At 66.0% G+C, this 14,886-nt stretch carries 10 protein-coding genes; 3 read left to right on the top strand and 7 right to left on the bottom strand.

Annotated elements, in window-relative coordinates; genetic code table 11:
- Window position 1: 1 nt before the first annotated feature.
- From glgB to ACP15H_RS04790, 3 genes are read right to left on the bottom strand one after another with little or no spacing between them, the layout of a single operon-like run.
- Complete coding sequence (gene glgB / locus ACP15H_RS04800) at window positions 2-2,209, bottom strand: 1,4-alpha-glucan branching protein GlgB (protein ID WP_425065065.1); 2,208 nt, start codon at window positions 2,207-2,209, stop codon at window positions 2-4.
- A complete protein-coding gene (treS, locus tag ACP15H_RS04795) occupies window positions 2,206-5,511 on the bottom strand; it encodes a maltose alpha-D-glucosyltransferase (RefSeq protein WP_425065064.1) in 3,306 nt (1,101 codons plus the stop codon). The genes glgB and treS overlap by 4 nt, the downstream gene beginning before the upstream one ends.
- Window positions 5,508-8,603: an alpha-1,4-glucan--maltose-1-phosphate maltosyltransferase gene (locus ACP15H_RS04790; RefSeq protein WP_425065063.1), complete on the bottom strand. Its 3,096-nt coding sequence runs from the start codon at window positions 8,601-8,603 to the stop codon at window positions 5,508-5,510. The genes treS and ACP15H_RS04790 overlap by 4 nt, the downstream gene beginning before the upstream one ends.
- A gap of 115 nt (window positions 8,604-8,718) precedes the next feature.
- Between ACP15H_RS04790 and ACP15H_RS04785 the strand changes: the two genes are divergently transcribed.
- Window positions 8,719-10,059, top strand: coding sequence for a hypothetical protein (locus ACP15H_RS04785; protein WP_425065062.1), 1,341 nt, complete (start codon window positions 8,719-8,721; stop codon window positions 10,057-10,059).
- Between the two features lie 15 nt (window positions 10,060-10,074).
- Here ACP15H_RS04785 and ACP15H_RS04780 read toward each other — a convergent pair whose 3' ends face one another.
- A complete protein-coding gene (locus ACP15H_RS04780; RefSeq protein ID WP_425065061.1) occupies window positions 10,075-10,581 on the bottom strand; it encodes a gluconokinase in 507 nt (168 codons plus the stop codon).
- Between the two features lie 52 nt (window positions 10,582-10,633).
- Between ACP15H_RS04780 and gnd the strand changes: the two genes are divergently transcribed.
- Window positions 10,634-11,611, top strand: coding sequence for a phosphogluconate dehydrogenase (NAD(+)-dependent, decarboxylating) (gene gnd / locus ACP15H_RS04775; protein ID WP_425065060.1), 978 nt, complete (start codon window positions 10,634-10,636; stop codon window positions 11,609-11,611).
- A 1-nt stretch (window position 11,612) separates the two neighbouring features.
- Here the strand turns inward: gnd and ACP15H_RS04770 are convergent, their stop codons facing one another.
- Window positions 11,613-12,344 (bottom strand): SDR family NAD(P)-dependent oxidoreductase, encoded by a 732-nt coding sequence (locus ACP15H_RS04770; RefSeq protein WP_425065059.1) that lies wholly within the window; start codon window positions 12,342-12,344, stop codon window positions 11,613-11,615.
- Between the two features lie 3 nt (window positions 12,345-12,347).
- Entirely contained in the window at window positions 12,348-13,193 is an 846-nt protein-coding gene (locus ACP15H_RS04765) for an SDR family NAD(P)-dependent oxidoreductase (protein ID WP_425065058.1), read from the bottom strand.
- Window positions 13,194-13,250: 57 nt separating this feature from the next.
- Here ACP15H_RS04765 and ACP15H_RS04760 point away from each other — a divergent pair, with 57 nt between their 5' ends.
- Window positions 13,251-14,123: an S-methyl-5'-thioadenosine phosphorylase gene (locus ACP15H_RS04760; protein ID WP_425065057.1), complete on the top strand. Its 873-nt coding sequence runs from the start codon at window positions 13,251-13,253 to the stop codon at window positions 14,121-14,123.
- 3 nt (window positions 14,124-14,126) lie between these two features.
- On the opposite strand, the gene ACP15H_RS04755 is transcribed toward ACP15H_RS04760, so the two are convergent.
- Complete coding sequence (locus ACP15H_RS04755; protein ID WP_425065056.1) at window positions 14,127-14,882, bottom strand: IclR family transcriptional regulator; 756 nt, start codon at window positions 14,880-14,882, stop codon at window positions 14,127-14,129.
- Window positions 14,883-14,886: the final 4 nt, after the last annotated feature.

Genomic DNA, 14,886 nt, shown 5'->3' with positions numbered 1-14,886 from the left:
GTCAATCCTCGCTGCGCAGGATCACGGTCGCGAGCGGCGGCAGGGTGAGCTGGACGGAATGAGACTGCCCGTGTGAAGGCGTATCGATGGCCGTCACGCTGCCGTCGTTGCCCAGGTCGCTGCCGCCATAGAATCGGGAATCGGTGTTGGCGACCTCCCGCCAACGGCCGCCTTTGGGCACGCCGATGCGATAGGCATGACGCGGCACCGGCGTCATGTTGCACACGACGAGGAGCGGCGCGGCCTCGCCCGAGGTACGGAAGAAGGCGTAGACCGAATTGGCGCGGTCGTCGCCCACGATCCACGAGAAGCCCGCCGGATCGCCGTCGGTCTCATGCAAGGCGGGCTCAGCGGCATAGAGATGGTTGAGGTCGCGCACCAGGCGCTGAACGCCGGCGTGAGCCCCGTCATCGAGCAGGTGCCAGTCGATCTCGGTATCGTGGTTCCATTCGCGCTCCTGGGCGATCTCGCAGCCCATGAACAGCAGCTTCTTGCCGGGGTGCGCCCACATGAATCCGAAATAGGCGCGCAAGTTGGCGAAACGCTGCCAGCGGTCGCCGGGCATCTTGCCTATGAGGGACCCCTTCCCGTGGACCACTTCGTCGTGCGAGATCGGCAGCACGAAGCGCTCTGAGAAGGCATAGACGAGACCGAAGGTCATCTTGTCGTGGTGGTAGGCACGATAGATGGGCTCGTGCTCGATGTACTGCAGCGTGTCGTGCATCCAGCCCATGTTCCATTTGAACGAGAAACCGAGCCCCTCCGGCAACGGCGCCGTGACGCCGGGCCAGGCCGTCGATTCTTCAGCGACGACGATGGCGCCGGGACAGCGCTCGCCGACGACGGCGTTGAGATGGCGGAGGAAGCCGATCGCCTCGAGATTCTCGCGGCCGCCATAAACGTTGGGAATCCAGGCGTCTGCCGGCCGGCTATAGTCGCGATACAGCATCGAAGCCACCGCATCGACGCGCAGCCCGTCGACATGGAAGCGCTCCAGCCAGTGCAATGCACTGGCGATCAGGAAACCCTGCACCTCGCGCCGGCCGAAATTGTAGATGTAGGTATTCCAGTCGTGATGGTAGCCCTCACGCGGATCGAGATGCTCGTAGAGGGCCGTGCCGTCGAAGCGCGCCAGCCCGTGGGGATCGGTTGGAAAATGGGCCGGAACCCAGTCGAGCAGCACCCCGATTCCGGCGCGGTGCGCCGCATCGACGAAGCGGGCGAACGACTCGGGCGGGCCATAGATCGCCGCAGGCGCGAACAGGCCGAGGGGCTGATAGCCCCACGAGCCGCCAAACGGATGCTCCGTCACCGGGAGCAGCTCGAGATGGGTGAAGCCCATTTCCTTGACGTAGGGGATGAGCCGCTCCGCCAGGAAATCCCAGAGCGGACGCTCTGCAGCACCCGCTCCTGTCTTCTGCCGCATCCAGGAGCCGGCATGAACCTCGTAGATGGAGATTGGAGACGCGGATGACTGTCGGTCGGCCCGGCCCGCCATCCACTCCTCGTCGTTCCAACGCAAGGCCGCAGCCGGGGCCGCGACGATCGACGCCGTGCCGGGCGCCAGCTCTGCCTGCTGGGCGACCGGGTCCGCCTTGTCGGGGACACGTCCGCCGTCCGGTCCGAGAATGTCGAACTTGTAGCGGGTTCCCGCACCCAGGCGCGGGATGAAGATCTCCCAGACGCCCGCGGACGGCCGCAGCCGCATCGGATGCCGGCGCCGGTCCCATGAATTGAAGTCGCCGATCACCGCCACGCGCTGGGCATTCGGCGCCCAGACGGCGAAGCGCACGCCCTCGATACCGTCCATCGACACGACGTTGGCACCGAGCGCTTCGGCCAGTTCGAAGTGCCGACCCTCGTTGAACAGATGAAGATCGAGGTCGCCCAGGGCGGGACCAAAGGCATAGGGATCTTCCGTCTCCTGGAGGGCGCCCGGCCACTGGATCCGCAGCAGGTAGGCGCCACCCGGCGTGACCGGCCCCTCGAACAAACCGGAGGCGAGCCCCGGTGCCAGCGCACCCAGAGGTCGCCCGTCTTCTCGGCCGACGACCTCGACGCCATCGGCGCCCGGCACGAACACGCGCACGATCCGGTCGGTGCCCTCTCCATGCGGTCCCAGCACGGCGAATGCGTCGAGGGGCCTCCCCGCCGCCAAGGCCTCCGCCGAGTTGCGATCGAGCTGGCCCGCAGGCGCCACGGCGCTCATGCGCTTTCCTGAGGAGGCGTTTCCCTCAGCAGGCGGGCCGCGAGGCGAGACAGGCCAGACATCGGGATCGGTATCCAGGCCGGCCGGTTCGCGGCCTCGTAGCAGATCTCGTAGGCAGCCTTCTCCGCCAGGAAGAAGTCCAGGAGGTCGCCGCGGTCCATGCCCGTCAAGCCGACCGTCGCGGTGCGATAGGCGTCGAGGAAGGCACGCTGTGCCCCTCGGCGCAGCCGGGTGACGAGCGTCAGGCGACGAGCCGGCGGAATGCGGTTTGCGATGAGGTTCTTCGGATCGAGGGTCGCCGCTGCCGCATAGTCGAACGAGCGCAGCAGGCCCGCCACGTCGCGCATTGGACTCGCCTTGCGCCGTCGCTCCTCCAGCGGCCGTGCGGGTTCGCCTTCGAAGTCGATGATGTAGGCGTCGCCGCTGGCGATCAGCACCTGACCGAGATGGAAGTCGCCATGGATGCGCGTAACGATCGAGTCCCTGCCACTCTCGACGAGTTGCTGCAGCAGCGCCGTGAGAGCCTTACGCCGATCGAGAAGGCGCTTTGCGTCCGCCGCTGCCACCTCGTTCTCCCAGGCCGAGACGCCCGCAATCGCGTCCATCGCCCGATCGAGCAGCGCCACCGCCCGCTCGCTCCACGCCGCCACATCTTCGGGTCCGGCAGTGCGCGGAGAGAAGGCCTCGTTGTCGGTGGGGCGAGCGAGGACCTGGTGCATGGCACCGAGCTGGCGGCCGATCGTGCCCGCGAACGCGTGATAGTCCTCGATATCGTCGTCGCGCGAGTCGGCCGTCGCCTCTCGGCTGGCGAGATTGTCGAGGGCGCGATTGAACTGGTTAAGGGTCCAGGTCCAGGCGTCACCCTGGTTCCGCACGAAGGCCTGCGCAATGGCAAGGGCATGACGTTCGCCGTCAGGCGCGACCCGGCTCACTTCGCCCAGCAGCGCCGGCGAATTGGCGAAACTCTGACTGGTGAGATAGCGGCTCATCTCGGCCTCGGGATGTTCGCCCGCCTGGATGCGCCGGAATATCTTCAACATGACCGCATCGTCGACGGTCAGGGAGCTGTTCGACTGCTCGGCCGTGAGCCACATGACCGCCGCATCGGCCGGGCGGTTCAAGAGCTCCGCCTTGTCAGGCATGGACTCGAAGATGATCTTGCCCTCAGGCCCGTCGATCGTGGCGCCGGCCGCCATGGCGGCGAGCATTTCCCGCGCGAACTCGGGCACCGCGAACGCGTCGGTGAGCAAGCCGACACGGCGTCCCTTTCGGACCCGCGCCAAGGCAAGCTGCGACGGGAGCGCCGAACTCTGCTCGTCTTCCCAACTCATCGACAACGGCAGCAGCCAGCGGCTGGTCTCGTCGCCCGCCGTCACCTCGATCTCGCTCATGAGAAGGTCGCGCGTGCTACCCCCGGGGAGCCGGGCCAGATAGGCAAAGCGTGAGGACTTCAATGGCTTGTCCTTGGCGCCGAACCAGCGCCGTTTGGCGAGATAGGGAGGCAACGCCTCCCGCTCCAGCACAGGTGCCGCAGCCTGCACACCCTCACTCAACGGTCCGCGCAAGACGACGGTGACGTAGTCGGGCAGCGGTTCAGGCGCAGGTGTGTGCCAAGACGGCGCCTCGGTCTCGCTGGCCAGGATGAACCAGTAGAAACCGTACGGGGACAGGGTGAGCAGATAGGTGAGCTGGCCGACCGGCGGGAACAACGACCCGCCATTGAGTTCGATCGGTACACGGCCGGCAAATTCCGACAGGTCGAGCTCCACCGCCTGCGGGGTCCGCGAGACGTTGGCGACACAGAGGATGACTTCGCCGTCGAGTTCGCGAAGATAGGCCAGGACCTTGCGATTTTTCGGATAGATGAAGCGCAGCGTGCCGCGCCCGAAGGCGCCATGGGTGCGCCGCACGGCAATCATCTTCCGTGTCCAGTGCAGCAGCGAATGGACGTCGCGCGTCTGGGCCTCGACATTGACCGTCTCGTAGCCGTAGAGCGCGTCCATGATCGTGGGTAGAGCGAGTGCCGCCGGATCTGCGCGCGAGAAGCCGCCATTGCGGTCGGGCGACCATTGCATCGGCGTGCGCACCCCGTCGCGATCGCCCAGCCGGATATTGTCGCCCATGCCGATCTCGTCGCCGTAGTAGATGACCGGCGCGCCGGGCATCGAGAGCAACAGGCAGTTCATCAACTCGATTCGGCGTCGGTCGCGCTCGAGCAGCGGCGCCAGCCGTCGGCGGATGCCGAGGTTGAGCCGCGCGCGCCGGTCCGTGGCATAGGTCTCCCACAGATAGTCACGCTCGGAGTCGGTCACCATCTCGAGCGTCAGCTCGTCGTGGTTCCGCAGGAAAATCGCCCACTGGCAATTGTCGGGGATCTGCGGGGTCTGCCGCATGATGTCGGTGATGGGAAACCGGTCCTCACGTGCCAGCGCCATGTACATACGCGGCATGAGGGGGAAATGGAACGCCATGTGGCATTCATCGCCCTGGCCGAAATACTCCTTCGTATCCTCCGGCCACTGGTTGGCCTCGGCCAGCAGCATGCGGCCCGGATAGGCCCTGTCGATCTCGGCCCGGATGCGCTTCAGCACCTGATGTGTCTCGGGCAGGTTCTCGTTGTTCGTGCCCTCGCGCTCAACGAGGTAGGGCACGGCGTCGAGCCGCAGCCCGTCGATGCCCATGTCGAGCCAGAAATGCATCACGCCCAGGATCGCCTCGAGCACGGCGGGGTTGTCGAAATTCAGGTCGGGCTGATGGGAGTAGAACCGGTGCCAGAAATAGGCCTTGGCTTCGGGGTCCCAGGTCCAGTTGGATCGCAGAGAGTCGATAAAGATGACGCGCGTGCCTTCGTACTTCTGGTCGCTGTCCGACCAGACATAGAAGTCACGCTCGGGCGATCCCGGCGGGGCAAGACGGGCGCGCTGGAACCAGGCGTGTTGGTCGGACGTGTGATTGATCACCAGCTCGGTGATTACGCGGATGCCGAGCTTGTGGGCCTCCTCGATCAGGCGCTTCACGTCGTCAAGCGTGCCGTACTCGGGATGCACCGCGGTATACTCCGCGATGTCATAGCCATCGTCCCGGCGCGGCGACGGATAGAACGGCAGCAGCCAGATCGTGTTGATGCCCAGTTCGGCGATGTACGACAGGCGCGAGATCAGGCCCGGGAAATCACCGATGCCGTCGTTGTTCGAATCGAAGAACGACTTCACGTGAAGCTGGTAGATGATCGCGTCCTTGTACCACTGCGGATCGGTGGCGACCGGGAGGGTGGCGGGAGTATCAGCGATGGGGGCATTCATGCGGCGCTCCGGGGCGACAAGCGCCAGATGGCAAAGGGAAGGACGGAAGGATCGAGGCGGAAGTACTGGTTCTTCCCGTGCCAGGAGAAGCGATCGCCGCGGACCAGGTCCTCGACGTCGATGGCCCCGTCATCGGGCAGCTTCCATTCCCAGAGCGGGATCTCGAAACCGGTTTCCTGCACGCCGTGCGGGTCGAGACTGACGGCGACGAGGACCATGTCCGCGGCCCCTGGCGCGCGCTTGCCGTAGACCAGAACCTGGTCGTTTCCGGCATTGTAGAAAGTGACGCCGAGATGGCTCTGGAGCGCCGGATGGGACTTGCGCAGCCGATTGAGCATCGTGATTTCCGCCACGATGTTGCCCGGCGCGTTGAAGTCGCGCGGCCTGATTTCATACTTCTCCGAGTCGAGATATTCTTCGCGGCCCGGCAACGCGGCAGCCTCGCAGAGCTCGAAGCCGGAATAGACGCCCCACAGGCCGGACAAGGTGGCGGCGAGAGCGGCGCGAATCAGAAAGCCCGCCCGACCCGAGTTCTGCAGGAAGAACGGGTTGATATCGGGCGTGTTGACGAAAAAGTTCGGCCGGAAATAGTTCGCGACCTCTGTCGTCGACAACTCGACGAGATAGTCGGTGATCTCCTGCTTGGCGTTACGCCAGGTGAAGTAGGTGTACGACTGCGAGAAGCCGACCTTGGCCAGACGATACATCATCTTCGGCCGGGTGAAGGCCTCCGACAGGAACATGACGTCTGGATGGCGGCCGCGGACATCGCCGATCATCCAATGCCAGAACGGCAACGGCTTGGTGTGGGGATTGTCGACGCGGAAAATGCGGACGCCCTCATCCACCCAATACAGCACCGCGTCGCGCAGCGCGAGCCAGAGCGACGGGACCGCACCCTTGCCGTAGAAGTCGACATTCACGATATCTTCGTATTTTTTCGGCGGGTTCTCGGCGTACTTGATGGTCCCGTCGGGCCGCCGCTTGAACCAGTCCGGATGCTCGCGCAGCCACGGATGGTCGGGAGAGCACTGGATGGCGAAGTCGAGAGCGATCTCGAGCCCCTGCTCCCGCGCCGCGCCAACGAGGCGGCGAAAGTCTTCCAGCGTACCGAGATGAGCATGGATCGCGTCGTGCCCGCCGCCGTCGCCGCCGATCGCATAGGGGCTGCCGACATCGTCGGGTCCGGGCGTCAGGGTGTTGTTGGGTCCCTTACGGTTCGCCCTGCCGATCGGATGGATCGGGGGAAAGTACAGGACATCGAACCCCATCGCCCGCACACGCGGCAAGGCGGCAATGACGTCGTCGAAGGTACCATGTCTGCGCGCGTCATCCGTGAGCGAGCGCGGAAAAAGTTCATACCAGGAGGCGAATTCGGCCTGCGGCCGTTCGATCTCCACCGGGAAAGGGCCTTCGTCAGTCCGGAATCGCCGGGCGGCAGCGGCGGCGACGGTCGCGCGCGTGTCCGCAGACGTGAGCAGTGCGACCGAACCCGCCTTGTCCGCCGCCTTGGCGTCGGCGAGCAGCGCCTTGATGCCGGGTGACTTTCCGAGTTCTTCGAGGAAGAGGCTTGCTTCCGTCAATTCGACGGCGACATCGATTCCTGCGCGATGCTTCACCTCGATCCCATGGGAGAGACTGCCATATTCATCGCGCCACGCTTCGACGGAAAAATAATGTCGGCCGACCCGGTCCGGGGTGACACTCGCGCGCCACCGATCGTTGGCGACGTGCGTGAGCTTCGCCGTCTTGCGCTCACCTTCGTCGGCAGACCACCAGATGACCTCGGCAGCCAGCAGGTCGTGGCCATCGGCGAAAATATCGGCCTCGATCACCAGCGGTCGGCCGACCACATGCTTGGCGGCAAATTCACCGCCGTTCACGGCAGGGCTCACATGCTCGATGACGATGGGCGATTTTGCCGCCGCGGCACCGGCCTCACGCTTGCCGGATTTCTTGCCGTTGCGGACAGATGGAGTCGGCGTCACGTCGAGCACGCGAATTTCTCCCGGTTTCAGACTGGCGGACGCGCCGCCGTCCTTCACTCCCAAGGCAGCGCCGGCTTGCGGCGGCAGGATTGCGAGATCGATGGGAAGATCACGCGGAGCGAAGGGATCGGTGTTGACCGCGACGATGCTGCAGTTGCCCGCGGTTCGGGCGTCGGCGGACTCGGTGCGCAACAGGACGGTGACGGTTTCCGCCGGGCTGGTGATGGATCGCAAGCCCCCGACCCTGCCCTTGGCCGCCATTTCGTCAGCCAGAGCGACCGCACGTTGGAGCGTGTCGCCCGTCCCGCTCGCTCCGCGGGTTACAAAAATTCCGTCGCAAGTGGCGGCAGCCACCATCAGATTCCGATCGGTCGCAGTCGGCGATATCGCCTGCGCGCCAAAAGGCTCACCGGCCGCGCCCAGCACGGGCGCGATCCGCCGCAGCATCTCGAGTTCCTCGACATACCAGGACGCACGACCGTCCCACCAGGATGTCGACCCGAAGACCGCAGATAGCCCGGTGCAGAGAAGTTCTTGGTGGCGCGACCACGGCAGGCCGGGTGTCCAACCCCAGAAGACGCACGCCGTCTTGCCGCGGGCACGGTCGAGGATCTGCTTCAACGCTCGATCAGGGAGCTCGGCCAGGCCCAGCAAGCGGAAGCCCTGGACACCGGCCCCCACCAGCTCCGCGATCGTCCCGGCCCACCAGTCTGCAGCCCCCTCGAGAGCATCGGGCCGCAGCATGAGAGCGTTGGCCACCTGTCGGTCCACACGCGGATCGAGCCGGTTCAATCCCGGTCGGGCGTCGTAAATTCCGCGCAAGGCAATTGCGGACGCGCCTCCTGCTGCCACTCGATCGAGAACGATGTCTACGAAGAGAGCGATGCCAGCTTTCTCGCATGCCTGACGCAACGCCCTTACGAGCAACAGCGGCGTCCCGTCAGGAGAGAGCGATGCAATCGCCTGCGAATGATCGGCAACAAGCCGCGGATCATCACCAGGACCCATATCGAAAATCGGTCCGACGCACAGATGATTGAAGCCGGCCGCTGCCGCCTCCTGCACCCTGGTCTCGCACGCGGCGATCCCGCGGACGTCACGCAAGTCGAGGTGAAGTACCTTTACGGCACGCCCCTTCACAGTCGCAGGCACAAAGCGCGCCCCCGAAATCGAACTCTCCCTCATGAGGGCTAAACCCCGCACCTGCGAAGAGGTTGCAATGCGAAGTGGCCCGCCAGCGTTGCCGGAACTTTCCGCGCACGGCGCGTTCACGCCCACCATGCCCAATCCCTCATCGGAGTCCCCGCGCGACCGCGATGATCTGAAGGCCCTCGCGCAGCGGGCAGACCTCGCGTCACTTGTCGAGGCGATCGACCACAGCGATCTCGACGCCGCCTTGCTCCACCTCAGGAAGGAATGGCTCGCCAAGGCGCACAGACCCGCGGATGCCACCCTGAAGAGTCCCTGCGAGGGCGACGTGCCGCATATGCCGGGTGGCGAGGGAGTGCCGTTCGGTTACGAGCGCGAACTCGGCGCCGACATGCTCGAAGACCGCATCCCGCTTTGCTACCCGGTGCCCGCAGGTTGGCAATCCGTCCGCATCCTCTGCAGGAGCGGGCAAGCCGCCCTCTCCTCCCTGCTCCATCTCATCGTTCACAAGGCCTCGTCCGCCGATGGCGCAGCCTCGCACCCGCTGAAAATCCATCATGCAGGTCGCTACTTCGAGACGGCTTCACTGCTTGGCCTGTGGCCTCGCCAGCTGTTCGAGCCTGTCTCCTCAAGTGAGAAGCACGTCGACGTTCTGATCGGCGAACCGGTTCATTGCGACGGGCAGTTCGGCCTTTCCAACCCCGCGTCGCTTCCGCGCGCCCGGCAGGCGCTGTTGCTTGACACCACACTGACGAGCCTCGAGCTGGACCTGCCGGCATGGCTGGCGCGGTTGGAGGGTTCGTTCGCGGCCGTCCTGCGGTCGGGTCTCAAACTCGACCAGGCCGGGCTGGAACTGGCCAATGTCGGCATCATCCAGCTCTTCGTCCGCGAAGGGGCCGAGTGCGACGCTGCGTCGATGGGAGAGGAACTCAAGCATATCCGCGCCCTGACCGGCAGCGGCCTCACCCTGGACGAGATGGCGGCCTTGTCCGCGCCATGGTTTCTCGATCGCTCCTACCTGGCGCAATACACCGCGCGTGTGTTCGCCAACAACGCGGCACTCGCACAGGCGATCGGTTCGACGTCCAGCCTGTTCGACGGACTGTGCCATCCGTCCCTGATTTCGCCCGGAGCTGTCGCCCCCTTCTGCGCGATCAGGCTACGGACCGGTGAACCCGCCGACCATGTTCGCCTCCTTCATCGCGTGGAGGACGAGATTGTTCGGCGAAAGCTGAAACTCGACAAAGGCGGGTCTTTCGGATTTCGCGGCGACCGCTACGAACTCATCGAGCCCGATCCGGAGGCCGGTCAGCCGTTCCTGCGCGTGGCAATGGGCTATCGCGGCGGCGCAAACTGCGATGCCATAATCGATCTGTTCCACGAACTCGCCGCGTTGCCAGGATTGCCCTGACCGCACGGACGATCTTCAGCGCCGCACGCCAAGCCTGAAAATGATCTCGTCAACGAGCTGCGACGGTTCTTTCCCGATATCGACCACGATGGGGCTCTCATCCTCCGACGGCTCCTCCAGCGTCTCGAACTGGCTGTCGAGCAGGGCCACCGGCATGAAGTGCGACGCGCGCGCCAGGAGCCGGTCGTGGATCAGCGCCCTCTCGCCCTTCAGGTAGACGACACTTACGTCGCCGCGGCCATCGAGGATGATCCGGCGGTAGGCCTTCTTCAGCGCCGAGCAGGTGACGACACCCGATTCGCCCCGCTCCCGCCAGAAGTCGATCCGTCGGGCGATCGCCTGCAGCCAGGGCAGGCGATCGGCGTCCGTCAGCGGCGTGCCGCTCCTCATCTTCTCGACATTCTCGCTGGGATGAAGGTCGTCGCCATCCTGGAACGCGCAACCGAGCCGTTCGGCCAGCAGGCTGGCGACGGTGGTCTTGCCCGATCCCGAGACGCCCATCACGACGACGATGGTCTTCATTGCCGGCCAGCTTATCATGGGACCGGGATCAGGAAACGCAGGGGAGAGAAGAATGCAGCTCGGCATGATCGGTCTGGGGCGGATGGGAGCCAATCTCGTGCGCCGGCTGGTGCGGCAGGGACACGAGTGCGTCGTCTTCGACCAGAACCCGCAGACGGTCGCGGGCCTCATCGGTCAGAACATCACCGGCGCCCCCGACCTGGCCGAACTTGTCGCGAAACTGGCCAAGCCTCGCAACGTCTGGGTGATGCTGCCGGCCGGCGAGATCACCGAGCAGACCGTGGCCGAGTTGGGACGGCTCATGGAACCCGGCGATACGATTATCGACGGCGGCAACGCCTTCTTCCAGGACGACGTCCGACGCGCGCGAGAAATGAAGGAAAAGGGAATCCACTATCTCGACTGCGGCACCAGCGGCGGCGTCTGGGGCCTCGAGCGCGGCTATTGCCTGATGATCGGCGGCGACAGGGAGGCCGTGGAGCGGCTCGACCCGATCTTCGCCGCGCTCAGTCCGGGCGAAGGCACGATCCCGAAGACGCCGCGGCGCGAGACGCGCGATCCCCGCGTCGAGCGCGGCTACCTCCATTGCGGCCCGAGCGGCGCCGGCCACTTCGTCAAGATGGTGCACAATGGCATCGAGTACGGGCTGATGCAGGCCTATGCCGAGGGCTTCGAGATCCTGCGCCAGGTCTCCTCGGAAGCGATACCGGCGGAGCGGCGCTACGACCTCGACCTCGCCGACATCGCCGAGGTCTGGCGGCGCGGCAGCGTCGTCAGCTCCTGGCTGCTCGACCTCACCTCGTCGGCGCTGGCAGAAGACCCTGCCCTCTCGAAGTACTCGGGCTTCGTCGAGGATTCCGGTGAAGGCCGTTGGACCATCAATGCCGCGATCGAGGAAGCCGTGCCGGCGGACGTCCTGTCCGCGGCGCTCTACGCCCGCTTCCGCTCGCGCGACCGCGAAGGCACGGCCAACAAGCTGCTGTCGGCCATGCGCCACGCCTTCGGCGGCCACGTCGAGCCCAAGAAGTAGGTCAGAGAAACGACAGTCCGCCGCTCAGGCCCACGGTCTGGCCGGTCATGTAGGCGTTGCCGATCACCATCAGGACCGCCTGGGCGCATTCCTCCGAGGTGCCGAAGCGGCCGAGCGGAATGCGGTCCGGCGACGAGGCAAGACCGGCACGGACCATGTCGGTCTCGATCAGCGAGGGCGCCACGGCATTGACGGTGACTCCGTCCTTCACGACCCGCGCGGCGTACCCGCGAGTCAATCCCTCCATGCCCGCCTTGGAGGCGTTGTAGTGCGGGCCGATGCCGCCCGCGCCGCGGGCCGCGCCCGAGGAAATGTTGACGATGCGGCCCCATTTGCGGGCCCGCATGCCCGGCAGGACCGCCTTCGTGCACAGGAAAGCCGACTTGAGGTTGACCGCGATGGTGCGGTCGAACTGCTCCTCGGTGAGGTCGTCGATGCCCGTCATGATCGCCAGCCCGGCGTTGTTCACCAGCACGTCGATCGGCCCCAGCTCGCGCTCGACCGAGGCGATCATGGCGGCGACGGCCGCACCATCCGACACGTCGGCGGCGACCGCCAAGGCTTTGCCGCCGGCCTTTCGGATGGCGGCCACGACCTCGTCGGCATCGGCCGCCCGCTCGCGATAGTTCACGACCACGGTAGCGCCCTCCCGGGCTAGCGAGAGCGCCACGGCGCGCCCGATGCCGCGCGAGGCGCCGGTCACCAGCGCGACCTTGCCGACGAGCGAGGTCATGGCTCAGATCTCGTCGACGCCGAAGGCCTGGCGCATGGCCTTCACGCCTTCCTGGTGCGGCGTCCACAGGCGGCCGCCGACCAGCCCGCCATCGACCACCAGGTCGTGCCCGTTGATGAAGGTCGAGTCGTCCGAGGCCAGGAAGACGGCCGCCTTGGCGATGTCGTCGACGATGCCGGCGCGCGGGATCGGCTGGTTCTTGGCCATGCTGGCCTTCATGGCTTCGGCGTAGGAATCGGCCTTGTCCGGCGGCAGGCCCAGCGCCTTGGCGAAGATGCCGGTGGCGATGCCGCCGGGCGAGATCGAGTTCACTCGCACGTTCTTCTCGCCGAGCTGCATGGCCACGCACACGGTCAGGTGATTAACCGCGGCCTTCGCGGCCCCGTAGATCATCGAAGTCGAGTAGCCCGCCCGGCGTGCCGCAACGCTGCCATTGTTGATGATGCTCCCCGACCCTTGCGCCATCATGAGCGGCGCGGCGTGCTTCATGCCCAGCATGACCGACCGGACCAGAGTCGCCATTGCGGCGTCGAAGCCCTCGACCGGCACCGTCTCGATGCCTCCCACCGGGGCCGGGCCACCGGCATTGTTGAACAGGCAGTCGACCCGCCCCCACTTCGACAGGCAGGCGTCGAACACGCGCTTCACATCGTCCTCGCGCGTCGCATCCGCCGTCACGAAGAGGCAGTTGTCGGTCCCGAGGGCGGCCTCGAGGGTGCGCCCCAACGCCTCGCGCCGCCCTGTGGCGACCACCTTGGCGCCCTCCTCGACGAACAATTCGACGGTGCGCCGCCCGATCCCGCTGGTCGCGCCGGTAACGATGGTGATCTTGCCCTCGAGCCTGCCCATGCCTCTCTCCCCTTTGTCGGACGGGAATGATACACCACCGCCAACCAGGAGAAGCATATGACCGTGTTGGGAATTCTCGGCGGCAGTGGCGTCTATGACATGGCCGGTCTCAAGAACCCGGAATGGCGCCGGATCGACTCGCCGTTCGGCCAGACGTCCGACGAGTTCCTGTTCGGCGTCCTCGACGGGCTCGACGTCGTCTTCGTCCCCCGGCATGGCCGGGGCCACCGTCATTCCCCCAGCTCGATCAACTACCGCGCCAATATCGACGCCCTGAAGCGGGTCGGCGTCACCGACATCCTGTCGCTCTCGGCCTGCGGCTCTCTGCGCGAGGACCTGCCGCCGGGGCACTTCGTCATCGTCGACCAGTTCATCGACCGCACCTTCGCCCGCGAGAAGAGCTTCTTCGGCGAGGGCCTGGTCGCGCATGTCTCGATGGCGCAGCCCACCTGCAACCGGCTGGCCGAAGCCGTGCACGAATGTGCGCAGAAGGCCGGCTTCCCGGTCCGCAAGGGCGGCACCTACATCGCGATGGAGGGTCCGCAATTCTCCAGCCTGGCCGAATCGAAGCTCTATCGGAGCTGGGGCTGCGATGTGATCGGCATGACCAACATGCCGGAGGCCAAGCTCGCCCGAGAGGCGGAGATTTGCTACGTCACCGTCGCCATGGTCACCGACTTCGACTGCTGGCATCCCGACCACGACCATGTGCAGGTCGCCGACATCGTCCGCGTGCTGCTCGAGAATGCCGAGAAGGCCAAGGCGCTGGTCGCCATGATCGCGCCGCGCCTCAAGGCCGACCGCCCCACGCCCTGCCCGTCCGGCTGCGACCGCGCGCTCGAACACGCCCTCATTACCTCGCCGGCCGTCCGGTCGGCGGAGATGGTCGCCAAGCTCGATGCCGTCGCAGGTCGGGTTCTGAAAGGGTAGCGATCAGCGGGCGCCGGACGGCGCCCCCATGAGCCGCGAAATCTCGTCCGCCGCCGCCGTGAGCCGCGGGATGTAGCGGTTCATGACCTCGGGCTGCAGCCGCTCCACCGGTACCGTGAGCCCGAGGGCCGCCGCCGGTCGTCCCGCATGGTCGTAGATGACCGCCGCTGCGCCGCCCACCTGCTCGCGCCATTCGCCGACATTGGTCGAATAGCCATCGCGACGGGCCTTCTCCAGGGCCTGGAGCAACTCGTCGCGGCGATAGAGTGTGTGCGGCGTGAAGCGCTGCAGCTCCTCGGGCAGCGACCGCAAGGCTTCAGGCGACTGTGCGGACAGCAGCGCCTTGCCTGTGGCCACGCAATGCGCGGGCGTACGCTGGCCGATTCGCGAATAGGCCCGGACCGGCTGGGCGCTCTCGACATTGTGGATGGAGACGACCTCACAAGCGGCCATGTCGAGGATCGAAAGATGCGCGGTCTCGTCGACCTCGGCGACGAGGCGCTGCATCACCGGCGTGGCGACCTGCGCCACGTCCAGGCGGCTGACGATCATCGCGCCCAGTTCCCACAGCCGGGTCGTCACGGTGTAACGCTGGTCGACCTGAGTGACATAGCCCCGGGCCGCCAGCGTCTGCAGCAGCCGATGCACGTTGCTCTTCGACAGGCCGAGCCTCGTCGCGAGCTCGGTCACGCCGAGCGGCGTCGCACTGGCGGCCAGGGCCTCCAGTACCGTCAGCGCCTTGACGACCGTCGTATCCATGCTG

Source organism: Reyranella sp., from assembly GCF_965249915.1.
Lineage (GTDB): Bacteria > Pseudomonadota > Alphaproteobacteria > Reyranellales > Reyranellaceae > Reyranella.
This window is presented reverse-complemented; position numbering and strand designations above follow the sequence as displayed.

Excerpts from the sequence above, each read along its gene's own strand:
- ACP15H_RS04780 (WP_425065061.1), bottom strand. The coding sequence starts at position 10,581 with ATGAAGACCATCGTCGTCGTGATGGGCGTCTCGGGATCGGGCAAGACC.
- ACP15H_RS04760 (WP_425065057.1), top strand. The coding sequence starts at position 13,251 with ATGACCGTGTTGGGAATTCTCGGCGGCAGTGGCGTCTATGACATGGCC.
- ACP15H_RS04785 (WP_425065062.1), top strand. The coding sequence starts at position 8,719 with ATGCGAAGTGGCCCGCCAGCGTTGCCGGAACTTTCCGCGCACGGCGCG.
- ACP15H_RS04755 (WP_425065056.1), bottom strand. The coding sequence starts at position 14,882 with ATGGATACGACGGTCGTCAAGGCGCTGACGGTACTGGAGGCCCTGGCC.
- ACP15H_RS04765 (WP_425065058.1), bottom strand. The coding sequence starts at position 13,193 with ATGGGCAGGCTCGAGGGCAAGATCACCATCGTTACCGGCGCGACCAGC.
- ACP15H_RS04770 (WP_425065059.1), bottom strand. The coding sequence starts at position 12,344 with ATGACCTCGCTCGTCGGCAAGGTCGCGCTGGTGACCGGCGCCTCGCGC.
- glgB (WP_425065065.1), bottom strand. The coding sequence starts at position 2,209 with ATGAGCGCCGTGGCGCCTGCGGGCCAGCTCGATCGCAACTCGGCGGAG.
- treS (WP_425065064.1), bottom strand. The coding sequence starts at position 5,511 with ATGAATGCCCCCATCGCTGATACTCCCGCCACCCTCCCGGTCGCCACC.
- gnd (WP_425065060.1), top strand. The coding sequence starts at position 10,634 with ATGCAGCTCGGCATGATCGGTCTGGGGCGGATGGGAGCCAATCTCGTG.